Raw genomic sequence first — 13,968 nt, 5'->3', positions numbered from 1 at the left:
CGCCGCGGCAAGATGAGGTCGAGTCCGATGCGGGTGCTGTTGATCGAGGACGACGCAGACCTGGCGCAGGCGCTGACCGCGGCGCTGGCCCCGCGCGGGTTCGCGGTCGATCTTGCGCGCACCATTGAGGACGCCGAAGCGTATCTGAAGGATGGCGACTACGCCGCGGTCCTGCTCGATCTCGGCCTGCCGGATGAGGACGGACTGGCACTGCTCCACCGGATGCGGTGCCGGGGCGACACTCGCCCAGTGCTGATTCTGACGGCGCGTGGCACGATCGACGCCCGCATCCGGGGCTTGAACGAAGGCGCCGACGATTATCTAGTGAAGCCGTTCGACGTTGACGAACTCCACGCCAGGTTGCTCGCGGTGATGCGGCGCCAGGGCGGATATCTCGGCCGCTCGCTGACGTGCGGACGGCTGGTGTTCGACGTCGAGATTCGCGTCGCACACGTAGAGGGTAAGACCATCGCCCTGTCGGTCCGCGAGACCGAACTGCTCGAACTGCTGCTGCGGCGCGCGGGCAACGTCGTGCCGAAGCGGATCGCGGAGGATCACCTGTTCGGACTTGGCGGCGAGCTCGGCTCGAACGCGGTCGAGGTCTATGTCCACCGCCTCCGCAAGAAACTCGACGACGCATCGAGCGGCGCGCGGATCGAGACGGTGCGCGGCGTCGGCTACATCATCGTCCCCAAGCCATGAAACCTCGGCTGCCCAAATCGCTGTTGGGCCAGTTCGTCGCATTGCATGTCGCGACGGCGCTGATCGCCACGATCGCGCTGTCGCTCGGCGTCGCTGCGCTGCTCCACAGCACCGCGGATCACTACCAGCGCCGCCTGCTCCGCCAGCAGGCCGCCATCGTCGCGAATGCCCTGCCGCTGATCACGCTCCCCAGCGATGTCCTGACCGACGGCATGGCGGTCGCGATCATCGACCGCCGCCGCGCCGTCCTGATGACGAAGGGCCCCGCCCGGCCGCGGATCGTCGCAGCCGTACCCATGGACCACGGCGCGCACTTCTTCCGCCGCGGCGTGATCGAGGCTTACAGCGTCCCGATATCGGGCGGCCGGTGGATCGTCGCGTCGCAGGACAGCGCCGCCCCCGAAGTCATCACCGACGACATCGTCAGCGCCTTCCTCAAACGCTTCGCGCTGCTCGTCCTGCCGATCGCCGCGCTGGTGCCGCTGATCGGTGCGCTGCTCACCCGCCGCCTCACCCGGCGGATGCAGGCGGTGTCGGCGACCGCCGCCGCGATCGGCCCGCGCACGCTCGACACGCGGTTGCCGCGTGGCACTTTGCCGTCCGAGGTAGAGCCGCTCGCCGCCGCCACCAACGAAGCGCTCGACCGGCTCGAAGACGGTTTCCGCACGCAGACCGCGTTCGCCGCCGACATCGCCCACGAGCTCCGCACGCCGCTGTCGGTGATCCGGCTGCGCGCCGATGCAGTCGGCGACGCAGCGGTGAAGGACGCGCTGCTCGCATCGGTGGACCGCGCCGCGCGCGTCGTCGCGCAACTCCTCGCGCTCGCCGATCTCGAACGCCCGGTGGAAGATGCCGGCGAACCGCTCGACCTCGCCGCGCTGGCCGAAGCAGTGGTCACCAATCGGGCACCGGGCATTCTGGCCGACGGCCGAACGATCGCCCTAGAGAATCTGTCGGCAGACGCCGCGGCCATTGGTTATCCCGGCGCAATTCTCCTCGCGCTGGAGAATCTCGTCGACAACGCGGTTCGCCACACGCCGCCCAGTACCGCGATCGTCGTGAGGGTCGGCCCTGGCGCGCGGCTCAGCGTCGTCGACGACGGCGATGGCGTGGCGCCCGAGCACCTCGCGCGGCTCAAGCATCGCTTCTGGCGCGGCGACGGAACTCGTTCGGAAGGCTCGGGAATCGGTCTGTCGATCGTCGACCGCGTCGCGCGCGCGCATCACGGCGTTCTCGACGTTGCACTTGGTCCCGGCGGCAAGGGACTGTGCTTCGAGATCGCGTTCGGATCGATCCAACCGCAATAGAGCTAGCCGCGAGACAGGTAGCAAACCACGCGACAGTTCGGCTAAGCACCCCGGATGCAGCACGACACTTCGGTAAGCCCCTCGGATCATGCTATTTTGCTGCAGCGAGGCGTCGCGTCGATCGCTCCCGCGCCGGCGCTGCGACCGGCCGAGCCGTATGCGCGTGACGAACTGTTGCACGAGCTGTTCGACGCGACGCGCGCGGCGCATCCCGACGCGACGGCGCTGCGGTTGATCGGGGCGGACGAGGAATACGACCGTAAGACCGAGTGGAGCTACACCGACCTCGCCACGCGCAGCCTCGCGCTCGCACACCGCCTACGCGCGATGGGGATCGGCCGCGGCGACCGCGTCGTGCTGTGCCTGCCGCGCGGGCTCGACCAGTATATGGCGATCCTCGGCGTGCTGCGCGCTGGTGCCGCCTATGTGCCGGTCGACTGGGGCTATCCGCAGGACCGCATCGACTTCATCGTCGAGGACAGCGAAGCCGCGCTGACGATCACCGTCGCCAGTCGCGTCGCCAACCTCAAGGGGGCCACGCTTGCCCTCGATGCGGCGCTGGGCGATCTCGCGGCGGAGCCGTCCGAACCGATCGGCCGCGATGTGACGCACAGCGATCCGCAGGACCTCGCGTATATCATCTACACCTCGGGCACGACCGGGCGCCCCAAGGGCGTGATGATCTCGCACGGCAATGCGTGTCACTTGGTCCGATCGGAAAGCGCGATCCTCGATCTGACCCCGGCCGACGTGGTGTTCGGCGGGTTCAGCCTCGCGTTCGACATGTCGGTCGAGACGATGTGGAGCGCATTCTTCGTCGGCGCGGTCGTGCTGGTCGCGACCGAGGCGCTGGCAACCAGCGGCCCCGACGTGGCGATCGCGCTCGCCGAGGCGAACACGACGATCTGGCACGTCGTCCCCTCGCTGATCGCGCTGGTCGAGCATCCGGTGCCGACGCTGCGCCTGCTCAACATGGGCGGCGAAGCGTGCCCGGCAGACCTGCCACGCCGGCTCGCGCGTCCCGGATTGCGGTTGCTCAACACCTACGGTCCGACCGAGACGTCGGTCACCGCGACCTGGACCGAGGTGTTCCCGGGTCAGCGCATCACGATCGGCAAGCCCCTCCCCGGCTACACCGCCTGGGTGGTGGACGAGCATATGCAGCCGGTCCCCGACGGCCAGGAAGGCGAACTCGTGATCGGCGGCCCCGGCGTCGGCGTCGGCTACGTCAACCGCCCCGATCTAACCGCCGAAAAGTTCATCATGACGCCGTTCGACGGGCCTTCCGGTGCTCCGGAACGTATCTACCGGTCGGGCGATCTGGTGAAGCTCGACGCGGCGGGCGACATCGATTTCGTCGGGCGCATCGACACGCAGGTAAAGATCCGCGGCTTTCGCGTCGAACTCGCCGAGATCGAGGCGGTGATCGGCGAATGGCCGGGCGTCGCGCAGACCGTCGTCCAGCTGTTCACAGACGATGACGGCTCGGAGTTCCTCGCCGCCTTCCTGATCGCCCGCCCCGCCGAAGAGATCGACATGGTCGGCCTCAAGGCCCGCGTCGCCGAGCGTCTCCCCAATTACATGCGCCCGGCTGGGTATCAGCTGCTGTCGCACATGCCGACGCTCCCCGCCTCGGGGAAAGTCGACCGCAAGGCGCTGGTCAAGCCCGAGATCACCGTGACGTCGGACCGCGAGATGGTCGCTCCCGCCACGCCGATGGAGGAAAGTCTGCACCGTGTCTGGGCCGAGGCGTTCGCGCCGCAGCCGGTATCGGTGCTCGACGACCTGTTCGAAGATCTCGGCGGCCATTCGCTGAAGGCCGCACGCCTGGTTTCGGCCGCGCGAAAGGTGCGCGGCCTCGAAGGGCTGTCGCTCGAGGACGTCTACGCCGCGCCGACCATCCGCGCGCTCGCGCTGCGGATTGGCGGGACCACGCCCGTCGCGATCCTAGACGAGACCAGCTTCCACCATATCGCGCCGTGGAAGCGTCGGTTGTGCGTCGCCGCGCAGACGCTCGCGCTGCTGCCGATCTACACGCTGGCGGGGCTCCAGTGGTTCTCGCCCTATCTCGCCTACACGCATCTCGCCGGCGACATGCCGCGGGTCGACGCGCTGATCCTCAGCGGGCTGTTCTTCACAGTCGTGCCGATCGCGTCGATGTTCCTGTCGATCGCGCTCAAATGGCTGATCGTCGGGCGTTTCAAGGCGGGCGATTACCCGCTCTGGGGCAGCTATTATTTCCGCTGGTGGCTGGTCCGCCGGATCATCGGCGTCACCGCGACGCCGTATCTCGCGGGCACGCCGATGATCCGCGGCTATTATCGGATGATGGGCGCGAAGATCGGCCAGCGAGTCCATATCGGCACCGGGATCATCGACACCGCCGACCTGCTCCACGCCGACGACGATGCGATCATCAGCGATCAGTCGGTCCTGTCGACCAGCTCGGTCGAGCGCGGGCTGCTCCGACTAGGGACGGTAAAGCTCGGCAAGGGTGCGTTCGTCGGGTCGATGGCAGTGGTTGGCCGCAACGCCGCGCTCGGCGACGATGCGATGCTCGACGACCTGTCCGCACTGCCCGCGGATACGACGATCCCCGCCGGCCAGCGCTGGGCGGGGTCCCCCGCCGCGCATGACGGCGATGCGCCCCGCCGCCCGGCCACCGCAGCCCCGCGCAACGCCGGCCCGGCGATCGGCCTGTTCCTGTGCGCGCTGATCCTGCCGCTGGTCGCGATCCTGCCGATCGCTCCCGGGCTGATCGCGCTGATCGAGCTCGACTGGGCGACCAGCGGCTATGCCTATGTCGCGGTCGCGCCGCTGCTCGCGGTCACCTATGTCGTGATGATGTGCGTGCTGACAGTGGCGGCCAAGCGCCTGATCCTCGGCCGCGTCGCGCCCGCGGTCTATGCGCTCAACAGCGGGTTCTACGTCCGGTACTGGTTCGTCCAGCAGATCAACGACCTCGCGCTGCGCCTGCTCCACCCGATCTTCGCGACGCTCTACGTGGTGCCGTGGTACCGTGCGCTCGGCGTGAAGGTCGGTCGTCGCGCGGAAATTTCGACCGCCAGCGCGATCGTGCCGGACCTGGTCGAGATCGGCGAGGAGAGCTTCATCGCGGACTCGGTGATCTTCGGCGCGGCGCGGATCGGCCACGGCACGATCGAACTCGCGCATACCAAGATCGGCCGCCGCAGTTTCATTGGCAATTCCGCGCTGCTGCCGAGCGGCACGCAGATCGGCGACGAAGTGCTGGTCGGCGTCCTCTCGAAGCCACCGAGCGATCCCGCACTCGCCATCGAGGCGGGCAGCACGTGGTTCGGCTCACCCGCGATCAAGCTGCCGGTGCGACAGGTCAACACGATGTTCGACGAGGGCGCGCGGTTCAATCCGTCGCGCGCGCTGATCGCCACGCGCCTGTCGATCGAGGCGGTCCGCACCACGCTGTCATTGACCGCGTTCCTGGTGTTTTTCAGCTTGCTTCTGTCGGTGGTCGGCGACATCGACGATCTCGAGAATGGCGGGCTGCTGGTCTCGGCGACGTTCCCGTTCCTTTATGTCGGCTTCTGCCTCGCCTGCGGAATCTTCGTGCTCGCGTTGAAGTGGCTCGTCGTCGGCCGCTACAAGGTCACGACCGCGCCGCTCTGGAGCATTTTCGTCTGGCGCACCGAACTCGTCACCGCGACCTACGAGAATCTGGCGGTCGCCAACCTGCTCGAGCCGTTGCGCGGGACGCCGTGGATCGCGCTCTACCTCCGGCTGATGGGCGCGCGGATCGGCAAGCGCTGCTACATCGACACGACCGACCTGACCGAGCACGACCTGGTCGACATCGGCGACGACGTCGCGCTCAACGACTTCGCTGGCCTGCAGACGCATCTGTTCGAGGACCGCGTGATGAAGGTCGGCGCGATCCGCGTCGGCGACCGCGCGACGATCGGTTCGCTCGCGATCGTCCTGTACGACGCCGAGATCGGTGCCGACGCGCAGCTCGGCGACCTGTCGGTGGTGATGAAGGGCGAAACCTTGCCCGACGGCACGAGCTGGGACGGAAGCCCGGCGCGGATCGCCGTGGCGACGTGACGCCGGTCTGGCACGACGGTCCGCTCGACGCGCTCGTCTGGGACGGGCAGTCGCCAGTGGCGTGGAGTGTTGCCGAGACCGGACCGTACGCCGGCGGCCGGCAAGGCGATGCGCGCGCGATCCGGCACGGCCTGGCCGCCGCCCTGATCCGCAAACTCGCCCGCGACTCAGACGATGTTCGACTGACACGCAGTCCGGCCGGCGCGCCGATCGTTTCCGCCCCCAACGGCTGGTATCTCAGCCTCTCCAGCCGCGGTGCACGCGCCCTGATCGGCGTTGCGCGCGCACCGATCGCGGTCGACCGCGAAGTTGTCGATGACCACCCGCCCCTCTGGGACATGCTGACCTCGACCGAAGCAGCCTCGCTCCGCCGCCTGCCCGCTCCCCCGCAGCCCGCCGCGTGGCTCCGCCGCTGGACGATCAAGGAAGCGCACGCGAAGCTCATCGGCGAGCCCCGCCGCATCCGCCCCGAGGCGATCGAAACCGTCGTGACCGATCCGACCCACGCGACCGCGACGTTCGAAGGCACTTCGCGCTGCTGGAGCCGTTCCACCACCGACGCGATCGAAACCGTCGCGCAGTGGAGCCAGCCATGACCAGGATTCTGACCCGCCGCTACGAGGAGAAAGACCGCGCCGCCGTCCTCGCGATCTTCGACTCGAACCTCCCCGAGTATTTCGGCGCCGGCGACCGCGAATGGCTGGAGGAGACGCTCGACGAGCCCGACGGCCCGGCATTCGTGGTCGACGTCGACGGCGTGCCCGGCGCGTTCGGCGGCTACGAGATCTGGGAGCATTACGACAAGGCGCTGCTTTTCTGGGGCATGGCCGCGCGCGCCTATCACGGCGCCGGCCTCGGCAAGCTGCTGCTGTTCGAACGCCTGCTCCACGTCGCCACCAGCGCAGAGCCGCCCACGCGCTACGTTACCGTCGATACGTCGCCAGAGGTGTCGCCGTTCTTCCAGCATTGCGGCTTCGAACTGACCAGCGTCTGGCCAGGCGGCTACCGTTCCGGCATGGACATGCACGAACTGCGCTTCGACCTTGCGGGGATTTCGCTCGCGGAACTCGAGGCGAGACGCGGCGCAGCGCTTGCCCGATGTGCGACATTCTCGACACCGACCGTGGCCGGGGATCGGTCGCAACCCCCAATGGTTGGACAGCCATGACCAATCCTCTTCCCGACGCGCTTGCCACCTGGGCCGAGGCGGCGCGCGTTCGTTCGCTGAACGCGCACGGTGTCCGCCCCGCCGCGCGCTATGTCCTGTGCTGGTTGCAGCAGGCGTTGCGCGCGCGGGACAACCCGGTGATCGACGCCGCGATCTGCCTCGCGAACGATCTCGGTCTTCCCGTCCTCGTCTATCACGGGCTGCGCGAGGATTATCCCTACGCCTCCGATCGCCTGCATCGGTTCATCCTCGGGGCTAGCCGCGATCTTGCCCTGGAATGTCGGCAGCGTGGCGTGACGTGCGTCCAGTATGTCGACCGGGCCGAGAAGCGCGAAAAGGGACTGGTCTATCGGCTGGCGGCGGAAAGCGCCGCGGTGCTGGTCGAGGATCAGCCGACGTTTGTCGCGCGCTGGCAGTCGGAACGTTTTGCGGCGCGGACGGATCGCGGCGTCCTCGCGGTCAACGCTGCCTGCCTGGTGCCACCCGCCATACTCGGCGACGACATTGGTTCGACGACCGCGTTCCGGCGCCGTCATGAGCCGCTGCGCGCGGATTGGCTGACCGCGTCCGACCTGATGCCCGAGCTAGCCCCCTATGACGGCCCGCTCCCGTTCGTCCCCGATCGGCTCGATACCAGCACCGATGCGGACATCGATCGGCTCGTTGCCGCGGCCGCAATCGACCATTCGCTGCCGCCGAGCCCGATGTTCCCGCTTGGTCGAGCCGGCGCCTTGGAGAAGCTCGAACGGCTGATGGACACGGTGCTGCCAACCTATGCCGCCGTGCGCAACGATGCGACCAATCCGGTCGGTGCCAGTACGCTGTCGCCCTATCTGCACTTCGGCGTCGTCGGCCCCCGCGAGATCATGGCCACGGTCGAGGCCGCCGCGGCACCGGCCGGCGCCAAGGACAAGTTCGCCGACGAGTTGCTGACGTGGCGGGAATGGTTCCATTATCAGGCGTCCGCGCTGGCGGCGCCGGAACGTTACGATCGGATTTCCGGATGGGCACGCGAGACGCTTGAAGCGCATGCCGCGGACCCGCGGCCGGAGCTCGAGATGCTCGACGCGTTGCTGTACGGCGAGACGCGCGACGAAACCTGGAACGCGTGTCAGCGGCAGTTCCTCGTCGATGGCTGGATGCATAACAATTTGCGGATGTATTGGGGCAAGCGGATCATTGCCATGACGCCGGACCCGCAGACCGCGTGGGCGACGGCGTGCTACCTCAACGATCGACTGAGCCTGGATGGTCGCGATCCGTCGACCTATGGCAATATCGCGGCTTCGTTCGGCGGGGGATCTCCCGGTCGGGAGGGCCCCGCCGTCTACGGCAAGGTACCGACGCGATCGGACGGATCGACACGCCACCGCCCCGGTGGTCCGGCCTGGCTCGAGGCCGCCGCAACGCGACCACGGCCCGAGGTGGCTGTGCCAGCCGATCTTCCGGTGGACTTGTATCTGGAGGGGCGAGCGCCGGCCTGACGGATTTGCGACGACTTTGGCAAAATTCATCGCAAGAGATACTCTGCACGCGACTAAATTCCCAGGCGATCGTTGAGCGGACTTCATCACAGGAGCTACCATGAGCAACGACCACGACGTGTCCGTCCTGAACGGCCTGATCAAGACCACCCTCGACAGCATGAAGGGGTATGAGGACGCCGCGAAGGATGCAGAGAGCACCCAGTATGCAACGATGTTCGCCGACTTCGCGCGCGATCGGGCCCAGGTTGCCACGCAGCTTCAGGGTCAGGTCCGTACGCTCGGCGGCGAGCCGGAAATGGAGTCGAGCATGCTGGCCGCGGCGCATCGCACGTTCATGGATCTGAAGCAGGCGCTGACCGGCAAGGACGACAAGGCGATCATCCTCGAAGTCGAGCGTGGCGAAGATCACATCAAGGCCAAGTACGAAGAGGCCATGAAGGATACCGACCTGTCGTCGGCAACGCAGACCGCGATCTCGGACGGCTATGCGTCAGTCCGCGAAGGTCACGACAAGATGAGCGCGCTGAAGCACAGCCTCACCTGATCGATCCGAGGCGGCAGGCATTGGCTTGCCGCCTCGGCTGTTGGCGTGGGGAGTGGCCCGACGGGCCATCTCCCCCGCTTGGAAACCGTAGCGTCCCCGGCATATGTAAGTGGTCGTATGTTACCGCGGTGGAGATCGCGAGACGATCAAGTTGAGTGACAGGAACGCGACCCCCGCCCCTGCCATCACCGCAGCGATCCAAAAGATCGGACCAAAGATCCAGCCACGGGCCAATATTGCCGGTGCGACGCTGACGATCAGGACGCCCCACCCCCCGTTCCGCAACAGACTGCGTCCCCGGCGCGAAAGCCCCGTACCGAACCGGCGCCAATACTGCGCGTCGGTGGCCAGCCCGAGCAGCAAGAAGGCTGTAGTCGTCAGGATCAGGACGACGATACTCATTCGACCGATTCCAATAGTTTGGGGACCACATTGGCTCGTGACGGTCGGACTCGTTGGGCCGGCGGGCGATAGTTCGAGACGCGTCTGGCCAACAGAAGGAACGTGACACCGAACGCCAACAGCGTTGCGTCGATTCCGGCGATCATGAGGTCTCCGATCGCGATCATCGCAAACAGCCCCCGATCCGTCGCGACGATATCATACAGCGGTAGCGTGACGAGCAGCAGGCCGGTCGCGGCGAACACCGTCGGCCAGACCCGTGACGGCTTGGCGATAACCGCGGCCAGCGCGGCCATGCCCCAGGCGATGAACAGCGCGTGGACTTCCCAGGTCGCACGACCGCTCAGGGCCAGAGGTAGCAGTCGGTTCGCCCAGAAGAAGCAGGCGATGCCGAATGGAAAGCCGCCGACCACTGCGACGTTGAGACGCTCGACCAGCTGAAAGCCGAAATGCGGTCGGGTCGGGTCGGGGAGGCGTTCACGGCGCTTCACGGTCCAGAGAACGAGCCCGCTCGCGACCATCAGCGTCCCGGCGATCCCGCACAGGAAATACAGCCAGCGGCCGCCATAACCGGCAAACCGTCCAGCGTGCAGGCCGATCATCGCGCCCGCGGTCTCGGCCGCCGCCCCGGGCGGAGGCGAACGCCACACTAGGCGTCCCGATACACCGTCATAGGTCAGTCGGGGTGTCCGCGACGACAGCATCGAATGCGCACTCTGACTGACCGAGACGCGCGCCGATGCATCGCCGGGATCGCTTACCTCGATGAAGCTCGCCGGTGCGCCGAGCCGGCGTTCGGCATCAGCGGCGATCGTTCGGAGATCGATCAGCGGTGCTGGCCGACCGCTGCGCTCGACCACAGCGGCGGTGGGGAACAGCGTCTCCGACACGGTACGTTCGCTGGTGTAGTTCGCCACGACCGCCCACGGCATCAGCAACGCCATCAGCGTGACGAGCCCGGTATAGGTGATCATCAGATGGAACGGCAGTGCGAGCACCGCGGTGGCGTTATGGCCATCGAGCCAGGACCGCTGGCCCTTGGCACGCCGCAGCGTGAAGAAGTCCTTGAAGATCTTCTTGTGCGTGACGATCCCGCTCATGATCGCGACCAGCATCATCATGGTCGCGAAACCGACCAGCCACCGTGCCCAGATCACCGGCATGTACTGAAGATCGAAATGGAACCGGTAGAAGAACTCGCCGCCACGCGTGTCGCGGGCGTTCGCAGGCTTGCCGTCGGCACCGATCAATGCCTGCGTGTCGCGACGGCCGCGCCGGCCACGCCCGCCCGTCTCACCGGGCTTGGGCTGGGGTATCCAGAACAGCTGTGCGCCCGGTGACTGGTCGGTCGCCACGGCGATGATCCAGCTCTTCGCATCCGGCGCCTTGCCGGCGAGGAACGCTTGCGAGCCGGCGAGCACGCGCATCGGCTGTTCGACACGTGCGAGCTCGGGCCGCATCCAGCGGTTCAGCCCTTCGCGCCAGAACGCGATCGTGCCGGCGACGAACACCAGGAACAGGATCCAGCCGAGCAACAGCCCAGACCACGTGTGCAGGAACGCCTGCGACTGTCGGAACCCCTTGCTCATAGCCGCCCCGACGCATCGATCGAGATCCACGCGATCGCACCACCGACCGCGCCGGCAACGACGAGGGTCCAGAGTGCGCGCCAGCCGCTACGGGCTGCGAACGCCCACATCGCCGCAATCGCGCACAGCATGAGGGCTATCAGCGACGCGGTGACACTCGCCTCGGCTCGGTCACCGGGCAGCAGCCGCGCGATCGCCATCGCCCATAGGCTGGCCGTCGCATAGCCGAGCGGTACCGCCGCGACGACGCGCAATCCGATATCGCCACGCCGTGCCCAACGTGCGCGGGCATGCGCATCGCCCGCGGTCATCGACCGCTCCCCCCGACCGCGATCATTCGAACGTGTACCGAAGCGTCGCGAACGCGGTGCGCGGACTTCCGTAGTAATTGCCGCGGCCGGTGGCGGCGATGCGCGCATAATAGGTCTTGTCGAGCACGTTGTTGACGTTGACCGATACGCCGAGCCGTTCGCTCAGTCGGTAGCCTGCTCGCAGGTCGAGGACCGCATAGCTCCCCTGGCGAACGATCGTCGACGGACGGAACGATCCATTGGCGTTAACCCCCGCCGCGACACCTCCATAAGTGCCGCTGAACCACGTCACGCCGCCGCCAAAGCTCACGCCTGCCAGGGCGCCGTTGGTGGGCGCATAATTGGTGAATGCCTTGGCCATATGCTTCGGGATGATCGGGACCAGCGGCAGGCCTTCGTTCGCGGTAGTCTGGTCCTCAAGATAGCGGGTCTTCGTGTAGGTATAGCCACCATTGATCCGCCAGCCGGGCAGGATTTCGCCAGACGCCTCGGCCTCCAAACCCCGCGCCCGGACCTTGCCGGTCTGGAGTACCACGGTCGCGATATCGGGATCGTTGAACAACCGGTTGGTCTGCGTGATCTGGTAGACCGCCGCCGACAGCAGCAACCGGTCGTTCATCAGCGAGAGCTTGGTCCCCGCCTCATATTGCGCACCGACCAGTGGTTCGATCCGTCCACCATCGGGCCGCGCCCGTCCGACCGGGGCTGCCTGCGGCGTGAAACTGTCTGCATAGCTGGCATAGAGGTTCAGGGTGCGCGTGACGTCCCAGACCAACCCGGCATAAGGCGTGAAGCGATTGTCGATTCCGTACCGGATCGGCGCCGGCAGCACCCCGCTCGGTGCGAGCAGCGTCGCGGTCGTCGTATCCCACCATGTCAAACGCCCGCCGCCGATCAGCGTGACGCCATCGACGGGACTGAGCCGCATCTGTCCGTACAGGCCGTATTGCTCGATGTCGGTCGATGATCCGCCATAGACCTGCAACACGCAATTCGCCGGCGCGGGGACGATAGCGGTACTGGCATTGGGGCACGTCGCGCCACTGCCTTGCACCGGATAATAGGGCGACGCCGCGTAGGGGTTGAGCGGCGGTTCCAGCGGCGAGACCGGGTTGTACACATCGATCCGCGCATAATTGGACAGGCGGGTGGCGTAGGAGGTTCCCGAACTCGCCTGGTAGTCCGCCCCTAGGATGAGGACCTGGTCCCGCCCGAATAGCGGAAAGCTGCCCACGCCGTTGAAATCGAACGAGCGAGTCTGCTGCTTGCTGTCGCCACGATAGGCGATGTGGCTGGTCGTGCCGTTGGTCGCCGTGACCGGCTGGTTGCCGATATAGCTATAGATGTCGACGCGATCGACATCGGTGAACAACCCCGTCGCACGCAATGTCCAGCGATCGCTGATCTTGTGCGTGATCTCGGCGAATCCGGTCCAGGTCTCGGCGTTGAACCGATTCCAGTCGGCCCCGAGATAGGTCGAGCGCTTCACGTCGAGCAGTCGGCCGTCGCTACCGTCCAGGCCACCCAGGATGCCGGGCAGTCCCGACTGGACCGCGGGTCGAAAGCGATCGTAATTGCCGCCGACGGTCAGCGTGGTGCGATCGCCGATCTCGAGCGACCCCACGGCGAATGCGCCGATGCGGTTGCGGTGCGCGGTGTCGAAGAACTGGTCCTGATCCTGCGCCATGACGCCGACGCGAAGCCCTGCCTTCGGACCGATCGGTGCCGACACATCGAGTTCGAACCGGGCATTGTCGTAGGTGCCGTAGCCCGCGCTTGCCTGCATCTTGAACGAGTCGAGCGGGCGCTTGCGGATCATGTTGATGCTGCCCGCGGGATTACCCGAACCGCTGAACAGTCCCGCCGGACCGCGCAACACCTCGAGCCGATCGTAGAAGAACAGGTCCGGGACGGCGGACGGGAAGTTGAACGCGAACGTGGGGACGCCGTCGATCAGGTAATTCGAGATCGCGAACCCGCGCGAGAAGAACGATGGATCCTCGCTGCCGACGCCGTTGACGGTGATGCCGTTGGTCGCCGTCAGCGCATCCTCCAGCGTGAACAGGTTCTGCGCCTCGATCTGGTCGCGCTCGATCACCGTGACGGTGTTGGGCGTGTCCTTGAGCGGCGTGACCGTCTTGCCGACCTCGCGACCGTAGCTCTTGCCGAGAACCAGGATTTCGTCCGATTTCTGCGCGTCGTCGGGGCTTTCGGCAATGGCCGAATCCCGCGCCGGCGCAGCCGATATGGCCGCGTCCGGGATACCGACGAACGCTGCGCCAGCCAGCAATATACTCGTTACACTCATTCTGAACCCCCGTGTTGGAGGCGCTCCTAGATCAATCGCTTTTGCGAGTCACTATCAATCTAAATATTCT

General features: G+C 66.6%; 11 protein-coding genes. 7 read left to right on the top strand and 4 right to left on the bottom strand.

The genetic code is table 11. The features are described 5' to 3' along the window. Positions 1-27: 27 nt before the first annotated feature. The 7 genes from U1763_RS00875 (at position 28) to U1763_RS00845 (ending at position 9,288) form a co-directional block, all read left to right on the top strand. Positions 28-702 (top strand): response regulator, encoded by a 675-nt coding sequence (locus U1763_RS00875; protein ID WP_332753697.1) that lies wholly within the window; start codon positions 28-30, stop codon positions 700-702. Next, on the top strand, positions 699-2,009 hold the full coding sequence (locus U1763_RS00870) for a sensor histidine kinase (protein ID WP_332753696.1): 1,311 nt from the start codon (positions 699-701) through the stop codon (positions 2,007-2,009). The genes U1763_RS00875 and U1763_RS00870 overlap by 4 nt, the downstream gene beginning before the upstream one ends. Before the next feature lie 96 nt (positions 2,010-2,105). After that, positions 2,106-6,089, top strand: a complete 3,984-nt coding sequence (locus U1763_RS00865; RefSeq protein ID WP_332753695.1) for a Pls/PosA family non-ribosomal peptide synthetase — start codon at positions 2,106-2,108, stop codon at positions 6,087-6,089. Beyond that, the gene (locus tag U1763_RS00860) at positions 6,086-6,685 is read left to right on the top strand and encodes a 4'-phosphopantetheinyl transferase family protein (protein ID WP_332753694.1); all 600 of its coding nucleotides are present in this window, start codon (positions 6,086-6,088) and stop codon (positions 6,683-6,685) included. The genes U1763_RS00865 and U1763_RS00860 overlap by 4 nt, the downstream gene beginning before the upstream one ends. Then, entirely contained in the window at positions 6,682-7,257 is a 576-nt protein-coding gene (locus U1763_RS00855) for a GNAT family N-acetyltransferase (RefSeq protein ID WP_332753693.1), read from the top strand. The genes U1763_RS00860 and U1763_RS00855 overlap by 4 nt, the downstream gene beginning before the upstream one ends. Further along, entirely contained in the window at positions 7,254-8,741 is a 1,488-nt protein-coding gene (locus U1763_RS00850; RefSeq protein ID WP_332753692.1) for a deoxyribodipyrimidine photo-lyase, read from the top strand. The genes U1763_RS00855 and U1763_RS00850 overlap by 4 nt, the downstream gene beginning before the upstream one ends. A 100-nt stretch (positions 8,742-8,841) precedes the next feature. Continuing rightward, positions 8,842-9,288: a ferritin-like domain-containing protein gene (locus U1763_RS00845; RefSeq protein ID WP_277982424.1), complete on the top strand. Its 447-nt coding sequence runs from the start codon at positions 8,842-8,844 to the stop codon at positions 9,286-9,288. 120 nt (positions 9,289-9,408) lie between these two features. On the opposite strand, the gene U1763_RS00840 is transcribed toward U1763_RS00845, so the two are convergent. The 4 genes from U1763_RS00840 to U1763_RS00825 are packed head-to-tail and all read right to left on the bottom strand — an operon-like array spanning position 9,409 to position 13,898. Next, on the bottom strand, positions 9,409-9,690 hold the full coding sequence (locus U1763_RS00840; RefSeq protein ID WP_332753691.1) for a DUF3325 domain-containing protein: 282 nt from the start codon (positions 9,688-9,690) through the stop codon (positions 9,409-9,411). Beyond that, entirely contained in the window at positions 9,687-11,279 is a 1,593-nt protein-coding gene (locus tag U1763_RS00835; RefSeq protein ID WP_332753690.1) for a PepSY-associated TM helix domain-containing protein, read from the bottom strand. The genes U1763_RS00840 and U1763_RS00835 overlap by 4 nt, the downstream gene beginning before the upstream one ends. Further along, positions 11,276-11,590: a hypothetical protein gene (locus tag U1763_RS00830; RefSeq protein WP_132734294.1), complete on the bottom strand. Its 315-nt coding sequence runs from the start codon at positions 11,588-11,590 to the stop codon at positions 11,276-11,278. Before U1763_RS00830 ends, U1763_RS00835 begins: the two co-directional genes overlap by 4 nt. Positions 11,591-11,612: 22 nt before the next feature. Further along, a complete protein-coding gene (locus U1763_RS00825; RefSeq protein WP_332753689.1) occupies positions 11,613-13,898 on the bottom strand; it encodes a TonB-dependent siderophore receptor in 2,286 nt (761 codons plus the stop codon). Positions 13,899-13,968 lie beyond the last annotated feature (70 nt).

Source organism: Sphingomonas sorbitolis (assembly GCF_036663875.1).
Taxonomy (GTDB): domain Bacteria; phylum Pseudomonadota; class Alphaproteobacteria; order Sphingomonadales; family Sphingomonadaceae; genus Sphingomonas.
This window is presented reverse-complemented; position numbering and strand designations above follow the sequence as displayed.

Coding starts and splice junctions, on each gene's coding strand:
- U1763_RS00875 (WP_332753697.1), top strand. CDS start 28: ATGCGGGTGCTGTTGATCGAGGACGACGCAGACCTGGCGCAGGCGCTG.
- U1763_RS00870 (WP_332753696.1), top strand. CDS start 699: ATGAAACCTCGGCTGCCCAAATCGCTGTTGGGCCAGTTCGTCGCATTG.
- U1763_RS00855 (WP_332753693.1), top strand. CDS start 6,682: ATGACCAGGATTCTGACCCGCCGCTACGAGGAGAAAGACCGCGCCGCC.
- U1763_RS00850 (WP_332753692.1), top strand. CDS start 7,254: ATGACCAATCCTCTTCCCGACGCGCTTGCCACCTGGGCCGAGGCGGCG.
- U1763_RS00845 (WP_277982424.1), top strand. CDS start 8,842: ATGAGCAACGACCACGACGTGTCCGTCCTGAACGGCCTGATCAAGACC.
- U1763_RS00840 (WP_332753691.1), bottom strand. CDS start 9,690: ATGAGTATCGTCGTCCTGATCCTGACGACTACAGCCTTCTTGCTGCTC.
- U1763_RS00835 (WP_332753690.1), bottom strand. CDS start 11,279: ATGAGCAAGGGGTTCCGACAGTCGCAGGCGTTCCTGCACACGTGGTCT.
- U1763_RS00830 (WP_132734294.1), bottom strand. CDS start 11,590: ATGACCGCGGGCGATGCGCATGCCCGCGCACGTTGGGCACGGCGTGGC.
- U1763_RS00825 (WP_332753689.1), bottom strand. CDS start 13,898: ATGAGTGTAACGAGTATATTGCTGGCTGGCGCAGCGTTCGTCGGTATC.